The sequence below is a fragment of the Sorangium aterium genome (assembly GCF_028368935.1).
GTDB classification, from domain to species: domain Bacteria; phylum Myxococcota_A; class Polyangia; order Polyangiales; family Polyangiaceae; genus Sorangium; species Sorangium atrum.
Genome location: NZ_JAQNDK010000005.1, coordinates 1,466,675 through 1,482,122 on the forward strand (window position 1 = coordinate 1,466,675; position 15,448 = coordinate 1,482,122).

The window sequence follows — 15,448 nt, forward strand, 5'->3', positions numbered from 1 at the left end:
GGCTCAGCCGCTAGGCAGGCGAGTGAGGCGTACGAAAGCCGCGGCGAGCCGAACGACACGGACGAGCCCGTAGCGCATGAAGATGCGCCCCGCGCCAGAGCTCCCGAGGGGCTCTGGCCCGCCGCGTCGACAGCGAGACGCGCGGCGCTGCGATGGTCGTCGAGGGGGTCGTCGCGAGCGTTCACGGACGAAGGCGGCTCTGCAGCCTCCGTCCGCAGATCATCGATGAACGAACGCCGCGGGCGATCAGACGTCGCCGAGGCTCGGCTGACCCAGCGGCGGGGCATCAAGGGGCTCGGCGTTCGTGGCCTGAGGCGCGAGCAGCGGCGAACGCTCGCCGACCTCCTTGATCAGGTTCCGCTGCAGCACGTGCGCCGGCGCGGTCCTGAGCTCCCAGATCAGGCCGAGCTTCTCCATCGCGCGCAGGATGTAGAAGCTGACGTCGATCTCCCACCAGAAGAAGCCCTGGTTCGCGCTGCTCATGTAGTGGTGGTGGTTGTTGTGCCAGCCCTCGCCGAGGGTGATCAGCGCGAGCCAGAAGTTGTTGCGGCTCGTGTCGGTCGTTGCGTAGCGCCGCGAGCCAAACACGTGCGCGAGGGAGTTGATCGTGAACGTGCCGTGCATGAGCGCGCACGTCGACACGACATAGCCCCACAGGAACGCGTCGTAGCCGCCCACCGCGAAGAGCAGCGCCATCATGCCGAGCGGGCCGACCACGTGGTAGCGCTCCAGCCAGCGGAGCTCAGGGAAACCCGCGAAGTCAGGGATGCGCTTCAGATCGAGCGCCTCGTGCTCGCGGCCGAGCCACCAACCCATGTGCGCGTACCAGAACCCCTTGCGGAGCGGGCTGTGGACGTCGCGCTCGGTGTCCGAGTACTTGTGGTGGACGCGGTGCGTCCCCCCCCACCACAGCGGGCCCTTCTGCGTCGCCGTGGTGCCGAGCAGCGCGAGCAGGAATTGCAGGCCGCGGCTCGTCTTGTAGCTGCGGTGCGAGAAGTACCGGTGGTAGACCCCCGTGATCGCGAACATCCGGACGAAGTACGTGGCCGCGGCGAGCGCCGCGAGCTTCCATGTGGCACCTCGGAGGATGGCGACCACGGTGCCCACGTGGATCGCAGCGATCCCCAGCACGTTGAAGAGCTGGCCGAGGCTGGGGCCGGGTTTGGGTACGACGACTCGTGTAGGGCTCGATGCAGGCGCTTGCGTCATGGGTTCCAAGGTGGATGGAGCATCGAGCACGCCCGTCACTGGGGCTCACGACGCCGGTCATGATTCCGTCATGCGATGCAGCAGCCGGCGCGCCGGCGGATCGGCGCAGGGCGTCGACGAGCGCGCGATCTCAGGGGCGCAGCGAGAGGACGTCGATCGCTGGCCCGGCGGAGACCCGGATCTCGCTCGCTCGGAGGGGATCGCCGTCGAGGATGTAGGGGCCGTCGCCGAGCGAGGCCGCGCTGGGCTCGGCACCGAACCGGACCGTGAAATCTTGGACGAGGTCGTCGAAGTGGTCCCTGCCGCCGATCCGGCGGCCCGCGAGGACGAGCGGCGCGCGCGGCCCGAGCTCTCGAGGGGGCAGGGCGCTGGCGACGAGGTGAGGGCGATCGAGATCCTCCCCTGCCCGGTAGGTGACGAGCATGTGGATCCCGAGGTCGCGCACTGCAGAAGAGCAGATGAGCGACCAGGCGCGTGGGGCGAGCTGCCGCCCCTCCACGTCGATCGTGCACGGCAGCGGGTCGAGGACGCGGCGCGCGTAGGCGCCGCCGTAGAAGGACTCGATGAACACCCGCGCCACGATGCGCGCAGCGGCGCCGTAGCCGTCGCCTCCGCGCTCGTAATAGACATCGAAGAAGCTGGCCACGAGCCCGGTGCCGAAGATGAAGCCGATGCGCTCCTCGACACCGCCGCGGGTCGTCGCGCGCACGCGCAAGGTCGGCCGGCGGACGGCGCCCTGGATGGCCGCGCCGCTCGGGAGGCCGCGAACCCGGCTGACCGTCCGCGCGAGGAGCACCGCCGGATCGCCGGTCATGCCCCAGTTCCGCGCGACGGTCGCCACGGTTCCGCCTGGCAGCAGGACAAGAGGCGGCAACGAGCGCTCGCCGAAGGCGCGCGCGAGGGCCGTGACGCCGGCCATGAAGCTGCCGTCGCCGCCCGAGAGCGCGACGAGATCCGTGCCTCGCCGGGCGAGCCGCTCGCAGACTTCCGCGAGCTCCGCGACGTTCGAGGTCGGGTGGAGCTCCGCCGCGCCAGCGCACGCAACCGCCATGCGGTCGATGAGCGACGGCTTCGCCCGGTACCGGCGCGCCGTGGTGTTGACGATGACGTCGATACGCATGGTGCCGGAACGTGAGCGCCCTATAGAACGGATTCCCCGGGTGGTCGAGCCGAAGGGGCTTCGAACGCGAACTTCGGCGCGGTAAGACGCGCGCATGCGCCGCGTGCTCTCCGGGTCGATCCTCGCCGGCCTCCTCTCGATCGTCGCCGTCACCGGCTGCGCGAGCTCGGCCTCCCTACGCGCAGCCGAGGCGGGCAGGTTCGATGAGCTGCGCCGCACGTTGGGCGACGAGCTTCGCCGCGGCGCGCTGGACAGCGACGACGTACGAGCGATTGCCCGCGCGATCGCGCGGGGGGAGATCGCGCGCGCGACGCCGCCATCGGGGGCCGATCGGCTGCGCGAGCTCCGGACGTGCGCGCGCGCGCTGGAGGACGCGCTGGTCGAGCGCGCCGCGGGCTCGGACGCGATCGCGACCGCCGCGGAGATGCTCCTCCTCGAGGCGGGGCTCACCGACCCGGAGAGCGTGAAGCGGTACGCGAGCGACGCGGCGGCGGGGCGATACCCTGGCAAGGACGCGGCGCTCGGCGCGCTGGAGACGCGGGCGCTCGTCACAGCCGAGGACGGCGCGGTGCGCCGCTCGCGGATGCTCGACGGAGATCAGGAGGTCCGCGTCTCGGCGCTCCGCGCCGCCGCCGCGGCAGCGGATCCGAGCGACCGGGGAGCGCTGCTCGAGGCGGCGCGGCTCGATCCTTACCCGCTCGCGCGGACGCTGGCGATCCGCGCCGCCGGGGCGCTCGGCGATCAGGAGGTCGTGCTGGCGCTGCGCGATATCTGGACCCTCTCGGATGAACCCGGGCGCGAGGCGATCGCCGAAGCGTGGGCGACGCCGCGCGCGATGGGCGGCGGCGGGCGCGCGCAGCTGCTCTGGGCGATCTCCACCCAGCGCGGCGCGCCCGCGATCGCCGCGGCGCGCGCGCTGGTCCGCGCGGGAGGCGAGGGCGTCGGCGAAGCGGTCTCCGTCCTCATCGGCGCCATCCGCTCCAGCCAGAGCCGGGATCGCGTCTACGCCATCCTCTCCGCGCCGCTCCAGGACATGGCGGTGCGATCTGCGCTCATCGAGGCGCAGGGCGATCCGGATGAGGCCGTGGTCTTCGCCGTCCACAGCCGCCACGTCGACGCCGCGCCGCGGGACGTCGCGGCGCGCGAGCGCTCCGCGGCGGTCGCTTGGCTCATGAAGCTCGCCGCGGGGACGTCGACGCGCGCGGTGCTCGCGCGGGGAGCCCTCGCACGTGCAGGCATTCGCGCGGTCGTGCCGCTGCTGGAGCGCGATGTCCGATCCCGCGAGATCCCGGTGCGCGAGGCGGCGGGGGCGGGCTTGGTCGCGCTCGGCGAGATCCCGCGCGCCGCATCGCTCCTCGCCGACGCCGAGCCCCAGGTCAGGACCTCGGTGGCCTGCGAGATCCTCGGGGCGTTCTGAGCGTTGCCAGGGCGGCGCCCGAGGTGGTCCGGTCGTTCAGAACTTCGAGACGAGCTCGAGCCGCGCGCCCTCGAACGGCGGGAAGAACCGGCACACGCCCGAGACGCAACGCAGTCCCCCGCGCCGCTGGCCAACGAAGAGCTGCGCGGTGTCGATGATCCGATCGAGCGCCGTCCTCGTCGACCCGGCCTTCCACTGCAGCCCCCCGTTGAAGAAATGGCAGAGCTCGGTGTCCTTGCCAGGTTCACACCCAGGCTGTGAGGTGTACTCGTAGCCGAACATCGCTGCGAGGTGGGGCGACCACTGGAGCGCGAGGTAGTTGTCCCCTTCGACCCAGGAAGATTCGAAGTTCTCCGGCCTGTAACGGCGACGGCTGTTGCCTTGCGCCTGGATCGAGAACGCGCCGGCGAGGTGCTTCACGACGTCGTAACGGACATAGCCCTCGCTGTAGAAGACATGGCCAGTGTCGGCCTCATCGGATTGCCGGACTCCAGCCCACGCGCGCACGTGAGAGCGGCTGCCGTCGAAATCGATCTCGGTGCCTGCTGCGGTATCCCAGGTGTCGGTCCTGTTCGTGTCGTCCGTCTTGCAGTCATAGTTCGCCTGGCGCTCGGAGAAGCTCACATAGCGACCGAGCCAGGCATAGATGGCCGCGCTCCGGGTGAAGCGGTAGTCGACGCGCCCGCGCCCGCCGGTCACGCAGACGTTGGGCGCTCCGATCGGCTCGACGTAGATGGGCTCCGCCGTAGGAGGCTGGTTGTACGCCACGCCCTCGAACTCCGGCGCATTGAACCCCGGGTTCGACAGCGAAGAGACGTCGATGTTGGCCGACAGCGGGAAGAATCGCCGGTAGTGCTTCCCTTCCAGGGCGACGGCGAGCGGACCTCCACGCCCGTTCGCCGCCAGATAGACCGCATAGCCGGACATGTCCTTTGCAGGCACGCCATCACGGTCGAGATGACCGCCACGGAGCTGCTGACCGGCAACCTCGACGTAGACATCGCCGCGCTCTGCGATGGACGGAATGCTCACCGAGCCGCTGAAGGTGCGGATCGTGTTGTGCTGCCGCGCGGGGGAGGCGCTGACGACGTTGAACTCCGGGAATCTACCGCCGCACAGGCGCAGCGCGGCCTGAGGATCCGCGCCGCCCTCGTCCAGGCATCGGTTGAACTCTTCGGTGTATGTCTTGCGCAGCAGCAGCGCGCCGTTCGCCGCGAGCTCCACGCCCTTCAGGGTCGCCTCCAGGCGTCCGCCGAGCACCGTGTCCTCCAGGTAGTTCGGCCGTGCCCCTTCGGTGACATCGCGGGTGCGAGGATTTCCCCCCGCATCCACGGTCGTCTCGCGCGTGACCAGGTCGTCGGCGCCAGGGAAGCCGAAGAAGAGCGGCGACCCGTCGCCATGGAGCCGCCTGCCGCTCGCCTCATCGACGCGCAGCGGGTTCATCTGCCCGGCGAAGGCGGTGGCCTCGAGCCTGAACAGCTGGAAATCCTTGTCGAGCACGAGCCTGCCGCCCCTCAGGGTCGTGTCGATGGCGAGCTCGTCCATCTTCCGCACGCTGAAAACGAGACCGCGTCCGAGCTGGGCGTAAAAGTCGCCCGCTGTTGCCTCGATACCCGGCTGCGTGTAGGTGAGCCAGAGCTTCGCTGGATAGATCGTCGTCAAATAGCGGGAGTGAACCTCCCGCGCGGCGTCGTTCAGATCGAACGATACCTCGTCGTTCAGGACCTTCTCTTGCAGCTCGAAGCTGGTCGCCGAGGGCCTGGCCAGGTAGAAAGAGGCGTTGAGCCGCGTCCCGAGCTGGATGCGCCACCAGTTGAGCTGAGCGTCGACCCGATCGACGATCTCTCCGTAGTTGTCGTCGAGATAGCGTGAGGGATAGCGGCGATCGTCGTTGCGATTGTCGAAATGATAGCTGGCGGCCGCGGTGTTCACGACATCGAGCGAGAGCGGTTCGCCGCCGACGTTCGGGAGATCGACCGCCGCCGCCGGAGAGGCCGCGAGGACGAACGTCGCTGTCAGGCAGGAACGGACGAGGCGGAGCGGGCTGCGCACCGCCCGATCTCTACCACGGACCTCGGCGCCGTGGAGCCAGCGAGCCGCCGATCGAGCCGAGAGCGCGCGAAGACGGCCGCCCAGGCGCTACTGGTCAAGCGCCTTCTCGACCTGCTCGGTGAGCGCTGCCTCGTCGCCGGGCTGGTACCCGCCCCGCTTGTGAAGAATCGAGCCGTCTCGGCCGATGAGCACGGAGAACGGGAGCTCGCGCTTCGGATTGTACCTGGCGGCCACGGTCGTCTCCTCGTCGAGGAGGACAGGGAAGATCATCTCTCTGTCGTGGACCGTGCTGCTCACCTGCGCCCGCGACTCCGGTCCGTCGAGCGACACGGCGAGCACGACGAACCCCTTGTCCTTGTGCTTCTTGTAGAGCTCGACGAGGTGAGGCATCTCCGCCAGGCACGGATCGCAGGTGGTCGACCAGAAGTCGATGAGCACCACGCTCTTGCCGGCGTAGTCCGAGAGCCTGACCGTCTTGCCGTCGAGGGCGGGGAGCGAGAAATCCGGCGCCGGGCTCGCCGATGAGCCGCCGGAGGCCGCTCCGCACGAGGCGGCAGCGAGGCTGAGGACGATGGACGCCAGCGAGAGCGCGCAGCGGGTGTTTCGGTTCATTGGGTTTCCGTCGCGAAGGGCCGGCCTGAGCGGCCGACCGGCATGAGGCTCAACGTCGCGGGCGCCCTCTGCGGCGCCCTGGCAGATTCTCCCAGCAGCGCGCGCCGACCGGTGGCTCGACGACGCGCCCACGGCGAAGCTCGTTCAGAGCTCGCCGTTCATGATCTTCTCATAGGTCCGCCAGAAATTGCTGTCCTCCTCGGGCACGCCAGCGACGACTTCCATGATCGTCATGTCCTGCGTCCTGACGATCATGTTCGCCGGGAACGCGTCGGCCTGAAAAAGCGCGCCGAGCTTGTACGAAGGGTCGATCGCCGACGGGTACTGCACGTCGTACCGGGTCGTCCAGCGGTACAGGTCGTTCGGGACCGCCGCCTCGCCCGGGGTCCTTCCGTCTGCGAGCTGAACAAGGAACTCGCCGCCCTGGGGTTGATACTTCTTGTAGAGCTCGGGCAGGACGGACTCTGCCTCGATTTTGCAGGGGCCGCACCATACGGACGAGACGTCGATCAGCAGCACCTTCGGCTTCGGCTCTCCCGCGCCGTAAAGCGAGCCTTCCGGAAAGACCTCCGTCCCGGTCGGGTTGTAGAAATCGGCGAGCTGAATCGGCTGCATCGTGTCGTTGTGTTCGGCGGCGTTGGCGTACCCGACGAACTGATAGTTCGCGATCACCCGATGGAGGCTCACCCCATACGGCCCAGCCGGATATCGAGCGTTCGCAGCTTGACCCGTCCCCTCGGGAAAAGGAGGAGCAGGAATGGGATCCTCAGCGCAGCCGACGAGCCCTAGAGCCGCCACGACGAAAAGGCCCATCCCACCGAGAACCGCGTCGATTCGCATGATGCCACCGCCTGAAGTATGGTGTAGGAGTGCTCATTCTTCTGGGCGGCACGGGGGGCGTCAAGGGCAACCTTGGCGTCGCCGCTTCGCTCGGGAGCGCGTTTCCGTAATCTCCGGCCAGGCCCGCCGTGCCTGCCCCGATCCGCGGGTGTTTCCCGCGCTGAGGTCCTATGCAGCAGGTTGCCGCTTCTCACAGCGCCCGTCGGGCCCGTCTCCGTAGTATCCACGCCTTCCTGATCTTGTGCTGCCTCGCGAGCGGGGCGGCCATCGCGGGCGGCGCATGCTCGTCGGGCACGCAGGACGAATGCTTCGGGGGGGTCATCGTCGACGGCGTCTGCGAGGGCAAATGCAAGCCAGAGCTCTGCCTGGAGGGCAACACCTGCGTCGGCAACCGCTGCGTGCTCAGGTGCAGCAGCCACGGCGAATGTATTCCAGGCCTCCAGGACTGTGCGCCGGCCGAGGAGGACGACTCGAAGGCCGAGATCCTGGTCTGCACGCAGAAGGAGAAGATGGTGGGCTTCGGTGCGCCCTGTCCATTCGGCACCGAGTGCGGCCAGTTCGGGCGCTGCCCCGACGAGACGCCGTGCAACCCGATCCAATGCAACGGGAACCCCGGCGAGTGCCAGCGCGACGCGGAGCGGTGCGGCGACGACCCCGCGTGCTCCGCCGGCAAGTGCAGCGACGGCAGCTCCTGCGTCGTCCCCGCCTGCCCTCCCGACCAGTGCGCCTCGCTCGGCCTGGAGTGCCTCGGCAAGGGACAGGGCGACGCCGAGGCCTACTGCACGATGCCGCACTGCACGGGCGATGCGGACTGCCCCGGCGGCTTCGAGTGCGCCGTGTCGCGCGATCCTCACGCGATCTGCGGCACGGACAAGGGGAATGACAGCTTCTGCGGTGAGACGGACGAGGAGTGCATCGACCCGTCCACGTTCGGCGACGGCAACACCTATGTCGAGGGCCCGGTGTGCCTGCTGCGCAGCACCTGCGTCAAGCGCACCCAGTGCGCGCCGTGCAGCACCGATTTCGACTGCTCGTTCGTCGCAGAGCAGCGCTGCGTCGCGATCGACGGCGAGCGCCGGTGCGCCAGGTCCTGCAGCGCGGACTCCGACTGCGACCTGGACTACCGGTGCGACGACGGCGCGTGCGTTCCGCGGTTCGGCGCCTGCACCGGCAAGGGCAACTTCTGCGAGCCGTGCCGCAACGACACCGACTGCGGCGACGCGGACTCCACGATGGAGTGCACCACCACGCTGCGCGGCGAGCGGGCGTGCCTGGACGCGGCGCTCCCCATCCGGTGCACCGCGGAGAACGCGGCCGAGGTCTGCCCGAAGTCGCCCAGCGGGCTCGTCGGCGAGTGCGTGTGCGTCCAGCAGAACACGAGCGGGGACTGCGTGGACTCGCGGTGCTACCTGCCGTCGCGCCGGCTCGATGCCGGCGACCCCGATTCCAAGGTCGCCACCTGCTGGTGACGGCGCCGACCGGGCGCAGGAACGGCCGCTGTCGCGCCCGCGCCCGGCCGGAACGGGAACGAGCGCCCGCGGCGACGCCGCGCTCGCCGGTTGACGGGAATCCCGAGCAGTCCTAACTGCTTCGCCCCATGCCCATCACGAAGGACGCCGCGCTCGCTGCGCTGGCAACGGTCATCGCGCCGGACCTCCAGCGCCCCATCACCGACCTCGGTCGCGTCCGGGAGCTCTCGGTCGAGGCCGAGGCCGTCTCGCTCACCGTCGAGCTGACCAGCTACTTCAAGCAGCGGCTCGCGGCGGACATCGAGGCAGCTCTGAAGGGCGCCGGCGCGAAGGGCGTCCGGATCGCGTGGGACGTCGGCATCCCCACGCGCACCATCCTTCAGGACGACCCGTCCCCGGGCGTGAGGAACATCATCCTCGTGATGAGCGGCAAGGGCGGCGTCGGCAAGAGCACGGTCGCCGCGAACCTCACCCTGGCGCTCAGCCGCGAGGGGGCCAAGGTCGGCCTGCTCGACGCGGACATGTACGGGCCGAGCGTCCCGACCATGCTCGGCGTGATGGGCCGCCCGACGTCGTCCGACGGGCAGAAGTTCCTGCCGCTCGAGCGCTTTGGCGTGAAGCTCATGTCGATCGGCTTCCTGCTGGAAGATCCGAGGTCGGCGGTCGTCTGGCGCGGGCCGATGCTCCAGAACGCCCTGATCCAGTTCATGCGCGACGTGGAATGGGGTGAGCTCGACTACCTCGTGCTGGATCTTCCGCCCGGTACCGGCGACATCGCGCTGACGATTTCCCAGAAGATGAGGACCACGGGCGCGATCGTCGTGACCACACCGCAGGAGGTGGCCCTCCAGGACGTGTACAAATCGGTCTCGATGGCCCAGAAAGTCGGGATCGCCCTGCTCGGCGTGGTCGAGAACGAGAGCTACTTCGTGTGCGACGGGTGCAGCAAGCGGCACGAGCTCTTCGGGGCCGGCGGCGGGCAGAAGATCGCCGAGTTCGCCGAGGCGCCGCTGCTCGGCCAGATCCCGATGGATCCGGCCATCCGGGAGTGGGGCGACGCCGGCACGCCGGTCGTTCAGGCTGCCCCGAGCAGCCCGATCGCGCGCGCGTTCGTGGATGTGGCGGAGCGGCTGGCCGGCCAGGTCAGCGCCCACAACCTCGCGAGCGGGGGCGGCCTCCGCATCGATCGGAGCGGGGGGACCAACAAGCACCTGCCCATCATGCGGTAGGCTCTCGCGTAAACGTCCCGGGTACGATATGGTTCCGGCCCCTTCCCCCATTCAACCGAGGGGGCCGCTGGAGAGAACGCGAGCACGTTTCGCCCCCATCGGCATGCGTTGTCGCGCGAGGCGCGGATGAATACCCACGAAAATACCATCACGCCGGCGGACGCGCCGGGAGCTCCGGCCGACCAGGGCGGCCCGCTCGAGTCGTCGAACGCTGCGCCCGAGCGGGCAGCCCAAGCCCATGAAGCGGGGTCCACCCCCCCGACCGAAGCGAGCCACGAGCCCGGCGAAGAAGCGTCGCCGCAGGCGAGCTCGACCCAGTCCGAGGCGATACCGGCCGCGGCGGCAACCGCCGCCCCGGCGAGCGCTGACGACGACGAGTGGGAAGAGCAGCCGGGCGACAACATCGGCAACCGCGTTCCAGGCCTGCCGCGGGACGATATCGGCAACCGCAAGCCCGGGTTCTCGCCTGGCAAGCGGACCCCTCCGGCGGCTGTGAAGCCCGCGCCGGCCGCGAAGCCCGCGCCGGCCGGAGAGGCCGGTGCGGCCGCGCAGACCGAGGGGGGCGCTGGAAAGAAGCGCCGCCGCCGCCGTCGCCGCAAGGGCGCGGAAGAGGCCGGCCAGCCCGGGGCCGAGGCTGCTGAGGCGGCCGAGGCCAGCGGCGCTGAGGCGGCCGACGCGGCCGACGCGGCAGAAGACGAGGGCGAGGAGGAGCAAGCGGCCGACGAGGCGGGCGGGCAGCCGCAGCCTGGCGGCGAGAAGCGCAAGCGGCGCAAGGGGCAGGGCGCGCCGCCACCGCGCGAGCGCCCGGCCTTCAGCATCGGCGAGGAAGTGTTCGGCAAGGTCAGCAAGATCACTGACCATGCCATCTGGATTGACATCGCCGGGAAGGCGACGGGGCTGTTCGACCGTCGCGAGATCCTCGATGAGGAGCCGCCCATCGAGGGTGATCAGTTCATCGCGACGGTGGCGAGCACCGGCGTGCGCGGAGGCATGCTCCTCCTGTCGAGGGCGCCGGTGCAGCTCGATCAGGCGCGCGCGCGCGCCGAGGCTGCGCTCCAGAGCGGCGAGTCGATCGAGGGGTTCGTGACCGGGGCGGTGAAGGGCGGGCTCGAGGTCGACCTCGGCGGCCTCCGCGCCTTCGCGCCGGCGTCGCACGTCGATCTGCGCCACGGCGCGGACCTCAACTACCTCGTGGGCCAGCGGCTCGACTTCGGCGTGACCCAGTTCGCGAAGAAGGGGCGCGACATCGTCGTGTCCCGCCGCAAGATGCTCGAGGAGGAGAGCCGGAAGGCGCGCACCGAGGCGCTCACGTCGATCGAGCCCGGCTCGCTGCACAAGGGCATCGTGCGCAAGGTCGTCGCCTGGGGCGTGTTCGTCGCGCTCCCCGACGCCGGCGGCGTCGAGGGGCTGGTCCACATGAGCGAGGCGAGCCACGACCGCGGCGCCAAGCTGGCCGACCTGTTCAAGCCGGGCGCGGAGATCGACGTGAAGGTCCTCCGCGTCGACGACAAGGGCAAGCTCTGGCTGAGCCGCAAGGCCGCCACCGTCGATCCGTGGGACGCGGTGAAGGAGAAGTACGCGGTCGGCACGCGCCACAAGGGCAAGGTCGCTCGCCTGCAGCCGTTCGGCGCGTTCATCGAGCTCGAGCCGGGCATCGATGGGCTCATCCACACGGCCGACCTCTCGATGAAGCCGATCCAGCACCCGAACGAGGTCGTGAAGGTCGGCGACGACGTCGACGTCGTCGTCGCGACCTGCGACGCCGCGGGCCGGCGCATCGGGCTCCACCCTGCTCCGCCCGAGGGCGAGGAGAGCGAGCCGCGCCAGCGCGTTCAGCAGGGCAAGGCGGTGAAGGTGTCCGTCACGCAGGTGACCGAAGGGGGGCTCGTCGTCCGGGTGCTCGGCACCACGGGGCGAGCGGCCCGCGGCTTCATCCCGGCCGGCCACACCGGCACGCAGCGCGGCACCGACCTCCGGAAGGAGTTTCCCATCGGGACCCAGCTCGACGCGAAGGTCATCGAGGTGGATCCGCGCCGGGGCGAGGCCAAGCTGTCGATCCGCGCCCTCAAGGAGGACGCCGAGAAGCAGGCGTACCATCAGTACCGCGCGGGGGTCGCGCGCGAGGCCAAGTTCGGCACGTTCGCCGACCTGATGAAGAAGAGCTGATCCCGGGAGGCGCGCGCTGCCCGTGCAGCGGCGCCTCCGCCTCCATCCTCCACCAGCCACCGCCGCGGTTCGGCGAGCTTCGCGCTACTCGCGCCCCAGCGCGTTCACGGGATCCATGCGCGCGGCCCGCCGCGCCGGGAAGAACCCGAAGACGATCCCGATCGCCGTGCTCACCCCGAGCGCGACCGCGAGCGCGGTCGGCTCGAGCCTCATCGGCCAGCTGAACGCGCGCGAGAAGCCGAAGATGACGCCGTACCCGAGCGCGCTGCCGACGACGCCGCCCAGCGTGGCGAGCACGAGCGCCTCGAGCAGGAACTGCAGCAGGATGTCGATCTCCCGGGCGCCGATGGCCATCCGGATGCCGATCTCCCGGGTGCGCTCGGTGACGCTGACCAGCATGATGTTCATGACGCCGATGCCGCCCACGACGAGCGACACCGCCGCGATGCTGACGAGCAGCGCCGAGAGCGCCGCGAAGATCGCGTCCTGCATGGCCTGGAACTCCGCCTGGCTGCGGACGGCGAAGTCGTCCTCGTCGTTCTCGCCGATGTGGTGCCGCTGGCGGAGGATCGCCTCGGCCTGCAGCCTGGCGCGCTCCGACGTCTCGGCCGACGTCGAGCTCAGCAAGATGGCGTGAACCTCCCCGGGCCGCGTGGCGATGACGTGCGACCGCATCGTGGTGATGGGCATCAGCACGATCTCGTCCTGGCTCTGCCCGAAGGGCGACGCCCCCTTCTCCTCCAGCACGCCGAGCACGCGGTACATCTGGCGGCCGATCCGCACCATCCGGCCGATCGGATCGAGCGATCCGAACAGATCGCGCGCGGTCTGGGCCCCGATCACGACGACCTTCTCGGAGAGGTTCTCCGAGGCGGGGCTCCACGGCTCTCCCTGCGCGACCTTCCAGCTCCGGATCTCGAAGTAGTTCAGGCGCGTCCCGACGAGCGTCGGGCTCGCGTTCTGGCCCTCGTGGATGACCTGGGCGCTCGACCTGAGGAACGGCGCCACGAGCCGGATGCTCGTCGACTCGCGCGCGAGCGCCTGGCCATCGAGCTCCGAGAGCTTGGCGCCCGCGGTGCTGCGGACGCCTGATGCGCGGGCGGAGCGGGCGAAGACGATGAGCGAGTTGGAGCCGAGGTTCGAGATCTGCGCGTTGACGTTGGCGCGCGCGCCGCTCGCCAGCGCCGTGACGGTGACGACGGCCGCGACGCCGATCGTGATCCCCAGGATCGTGAGCCCGGCGCGGAGCTTGTTCCGGCGGACGGCGCGCAGCGCGATCACGACCGCCGAGAAGACGCGGGTGAGCGTGGCGCTCATTCGTGCCTCAGGGCGGCGATGGGATCCTGACGGGCCGCGCGGCGGGCCGGAAAGAACCCGAAGACGATCCCGATCGTCGCGCTCGTCCCCACCGCGACGATGACCGCGCTGGCCGGCAACGTCATGCTCCAGCCGAGCGTCGCGGCGAGGGCCTTGATGACGCCGAGCCCCGCGCCGAGCCCCAGCACGCCGCCGATGAGCGAGAGGGTGATGGCCTCGACAAGGAACTGGACCAGGATGTCGCCCTCGGAGGCGCCGATCGCCATGCGGATGCCGATCTCGCGCGTCCGCTCGGTGACGCTGACCAGCATGATGTTCATGACGCCGATCCCGCCGACGAGGAGCGACACCGCGGCGATCGAGGACAGGAGCATCGTCAAGGTGTCCAGGATCCGCTCCTGGGAGGCGCGGAACTCCGCCTGCGTGCGGATCACGAAATTCGGCTCGTCGTCCGGCGCGATCTCGTGACGCTGCCGGAGGATCCTGTCGATCTGCTCCACCGCGCGATCGACGGTCCGCTCGCTCGTGGCGGCCGCGACGAGCATCTGCACCCTGCCCGGCGCGCTCGGCACGATCCGCGACCGGAAGCTGCCGATCGGCATGAGCAGCCGGTCATCCTGGTCCTCACCGAAGGGCGATTGCCCCTTCTTCGCGAGCACCCCGATCACCCGGAACGGGTGCTTGCCGATCCGGATGTACCGCCCCACCGCCTCGCCCGAGCCGAACAGGTTCTCCCGGACGGTCTCGCCGATCAGGCAGACCTTCGCCTTGAGCTGCTCGTCGGCCTCGGTCCAGCCCTCGCCCACCCCGACGCTGTACGAGAGGATCGAGAGGTAGCTCCGGGTCACGCCCATGACCTGGGTCGCGACGTTGGCCTCTCCGGCCACGACCTGCGTCGACGTCGAGCTGAACGGGCTCAGCGCGGCCACGCTCGTGGACTCCTTCAGGATCGCGATCCCGTCGGCCTCCGACATCCTCGCGTTCTCGCGGCGCCTCAGCCCCGACGCCTGCGTCGACTGCGGGAAGATGTAGATCGAACTCGCCCCCATGCCCGAGATCTCGCCAAGGACGCGGTTGCGCACGCCCGTCCCGAGCGCCACGACGATCACCACGGCCGAGACCCCGATCAGGATGCCGAGCACCGTCAGGGCGGCGCGGAGCTTCGAGCGGACGATGGCGCGCAGCGCGATCCGGACGGCGGCGAGGTAGCCGCTCATGGCGAGAGCTCGTCGCGCTCCGCCTCGGAGAGCGGCAGCGCGGCAAGCGCCGCCGCCGCGTCGACGGGGCGGTCGTCCCTGAGATCGCTCCGGATCTCGCCGTCGCGCATCGTGATCACGCGGCTCGCGCAGGCGGCGATGTCCGGCTCGTGCGTCACGAGGACGATCGTGATCCCGCCTCGGTTGAGCCGCTGCAGCAGCCCGAGCACCTCGTAGCTCGTGCGCGTGTCGAGGTTGCCCGTGGGCTCGTCGGCGAGGAGCAGCGGCGGTGAGGTGACGAGCGCCCGCGCGATGGCGACGCGCTGCTGCTGTCCGCCCGAGAGCTGGTTCGGCGTGTGGTGCAGGCGCTCGGCCAGCCCCACCGCGCCGAGCGCCTCGAGCGCCCGCTTGCGCCGCTCCGCCGCGCCGACGCCCCGATAGACCAGCGGCAGCTCCACGTTCTCGAGCGCCGTGGTGCGCGGCAGCAGGTTGAAGCCCTGGAAGACGAACCCGATAAGGCGGTTCCTGACGATCGCGCGCGCGTCGTTGCTGCGCCGGGTGACGTCGAGGCCGTCGAGCCGGTACGTGCCCTGCGTCGGCCGGTCCAGACACCCGATGATGTTCATCAGGGTGCTCTTGCCCGAGCCGCTCTGCCCGACGATCGCGACGAAATCGCCGTGCTGGATGGTCAGATCCACGTGCCGAAGCGCCCTCACGATGACGGCCTCGGTCGTGTAGTCCTTGCCGACGCTCGAGAGCTCGATGAGCGGCTCGTCCCGGGGCGCCGCGGCGACGTCTTGGCTCTGGGGCAGCATCACGCC

Annotated in this window: 12 protein-coding genes; 4 read left to right on the top strand and 8 right to left on the bottom strand. The window is 70.1% G+C overall.

Annotated elements, in window-relative coordinates; translation table 11 throughout:
- Window positions 1-246: 246 nt before the first annotated feature.
- Together POL72_RS43835 and POL72_RS43840 are read right to left on the bottom strand one after the other, a co-directional pair.
- Window positions 247-1,209, bottom strand: coding sequence for an acyl-CoA desaturase (locus tag POL72_RS43835; RefSeq protein ID WP_272102850.1), 963 nt, complete (start codon window positions 1,207-1,209; stop codon window positions 247-249).
- Between the two features lie 130 nt (window positions 1,210-1,339).
- Entirely contained in the window at window positions 1,340-2,329 is a 990-nt protein-coding gene (locus POL72_RS43840) for a diacylglycerol/lipid kinase family protein (RefSeq protein ID WP_272102851.1), read from the bottom strand.
- Between the two features lie 94 nt (window positions 2,330-2,423).
- On the opposite strand from POL72_RS43840, the gene POL72_RS43845 reads away from it, so the two are divergent.
- Window positions 2,424-3,746: a hypothetical protein gene (locus POL72_RS43845; protein ID WP_272102852.1), complete on the top strand. Its 1,323-nt coding sequence runs from the start codon at window positions 2,424-2,426 to the stop codon at window positions 3,744-3,746.
- A 36-nt stretch (window positions 3,747-3,782) separates the two neighbouring features.
- On the opposite strand, the gene POL72_RS43850 is transcribed toward POL72_RS43845, so the two are convergent.
- The 3 genes from POL72_RS43850 to POL72_RS43860 all read right to left on the bottom strand — a co-directional run bounded on the left by POL72_RS43850 (window position 3,783) and on the right by POL72_RS43860 (window position 7,082).
- A complete protein-coding gene (locus POL72_RS43850) occupies window positions 3,783-5,798 on the bottom strand; it encodes a DUF6029 family protein (protein ID WP_272102853.1) in 2,016 nt (671 codons plus the stop codon).
- An 87-nt stretch (window positions 5,799-5,885) separates the two neighbouring features.
- The gene (locus tag POL72_RS43855; protein ID WP_272102854.1) at window positions 5,886-6,410 is read right to left on the bottom strand and encodes a peroxiredoxin family protein; all 525 of its coding nucleotides are present in this window, start codon (window positions 6,408-6,410) and stop codon (window positions 5,886-5,888) included.
- 144 nt (window positions 6,411-6,554) lie between these two features.
- Complete coding sequence (locus tag POL72_RS43860) at window positions 6,555-7,082, bottom strand: TlpA disulfide reductase family protein (RefSeq protein WP_272102855.1); 528 nt, start codon at window positions 7,080-7,082, stop codon at window positions 6,555-6,557.
- Window positions 7,083-7,489: 407 nt separating this feature from the next.
- On the opposite strand from POL72_RS43860, the gene POL72_RS43865 reads away from it, so the two are divergent.
- The 3 genes from POL72_RS43865 to POL72_RS43875 all read left to right on the top strand — a co-directional run bounded on the left by POL72_RS43865 (window position 7,490) and on the right by POL72_RS43875 (window position 12,114).
- Window positions 7,490-8,719, top strand: coding sequence for a hypothetical protein (locus POL72_RS43865; protein ID WP_272102856.1), 1,230 nt, complete (start codon window positions 7,490-7,492; stop codon window positions 8,717-8,719).
- A gap of 128 nt (window positions 8,720-8,847) precedes the next feature.
- Window positions 8,848-9,948: an Mrp/NBP35 family ATP-binding protein gene (locus POL72_RS43870; protein WP_272102857.1), complete on the top strand. Its 1,101-nt coding sequence runs from the start codon at window positions 8,848-8,850 to the stop codon at window positions 9,946-9,948.
- A 126-nt stretch (window positions 9,949-10,074) separates the two neighbouring features.
- Window positions 10,075-12,114 (top strand): S1 RNA-binding domain-containing protein, encoded by a 2,040-nt coding sequence (locus POL72_RS43875; RefSeq protein WP_272102858.1) that lies wholly within the window; start codon window positions 10,075-10,077, stop codon window positions 12,112-12,114.
- 84 nt (window positions 12,115-12,198) lie between these two features.
- On the opposite strand, the gene POL72_RS43880 is transcribed toward POL72_RS43875, so the two are convergent.
- Genes POL72_RS43880 through POL72_RS43890 form a run of 3 tightly spaced genes read right to left on the bottom strand, consistent with a single transcriptional unit; the run spans window position 12,199 to window position 15,442 of the window.
- Entirely contained in the window at window positions 12,199-13,431 is a 1,233-nt protein-coding gene (locus POL72_RS43880) for an ABC transporter permease (protein ID WP_272102859.1), read from the bottom strand.
- Window positions 13,428-14,648, bottom strand: coding sequence for an ABC transporter permease (locus POL72_RS43885; protein ID WP_272102860.1), 1,221 nt, complete (start codon window positions 14,646-14,648; stop codon window positions 13,428-13,430). The genes POL72_RS43880 and POL72_RS43885 overlap by 4 nt, the downstream gene beginning before the upstream one ends.
- Window positions 14,645-15,442 carry an ABC transporter ATP-binding protein gene (locus POL72_RS43890; protein WP_272102861.1) on the bottom strand — a complete coding sequence of 266 codons (798 nt, stop codon included), beginning with the start codon at window positions 15,440-15,442 and terminating at the stop codon, window positions 14,645-14,647. Before POL72_RS43890 ends, POL72_RS43885 begins: the two co-directional genes overlap by 4 nt.
- Between the last annotated feature and the right edge of the window lie 6 nt (window positions 15,443-15,448).

Excerpts from the sequence above, each read along its gene's own strand:
- POL72_RS43880 (WP_272102859.1), bottom strand. The coding sequence starts at position 13,431 with ATGAGCGCCACGCTCACCCGCGTCTTCTCGGCGGTCGTGATCGCGCTG.
- POL72_RS43840 (WP_272102851.1), bottom strand. The coding sequence starts at position 2,329 with ATGCGTATCGACGTCATCGTCAACACCACGGCGCGCCGGTACCGGGCG.
- POL72_RS43855 (WP_272102854.1), bottom strand. The coding sequence starts at position 6,410 with ATGAACCGAAACACCCGCTGCGCGCTCTCGCTGGCGTCCATCGTCCTC.
- POL72_RS43890 (WP_272102861.1), bottom strand. The coding sequence starts at position 15,442 with ATGCTGCCCCAGAGCCAAGACGTCGCCGCGGCGCCCCGGGACGAGCCG.
- POL72_RS43875 (WP_272102858.1), top strand. The coding sequence starts at position 10,075 with ATGAATACCCACGAAAATACCATCACGCCGGCGGACGCGCCGGGAGCT.
- POL72_RS43835 (WP_272102850.1), bottom strand. The coding sequence starts at position 1,209 with ATGACGCAAGCGCCTGCATCGAGCCCTACACGAGTCGTCGTACCCAAA.
- POL72_RS43845 (WP_272102852.1), top strand. The coding sequence starts at position 2,424 with ATGCGCCGCGTGCTCTCCGGGTCGATCCTCGCCGGCCTCCTCTCGATC.
- POL72_RS43870 (WP_272102857.1), top strand. The coding sequence starts at position 8,848 with ATGCCCATCACGAAGGACGCCGCGCTCGCTGCGCTGGCAACGGTCATC.
- POL72_RS43885 (WP_272102860.1), bottom strand. The coding sequence starts at position 14,648 with ATGAGCGGCTACCTCGCCGCCGTCCGGATCGCGCTGCGCGCCATCGTC.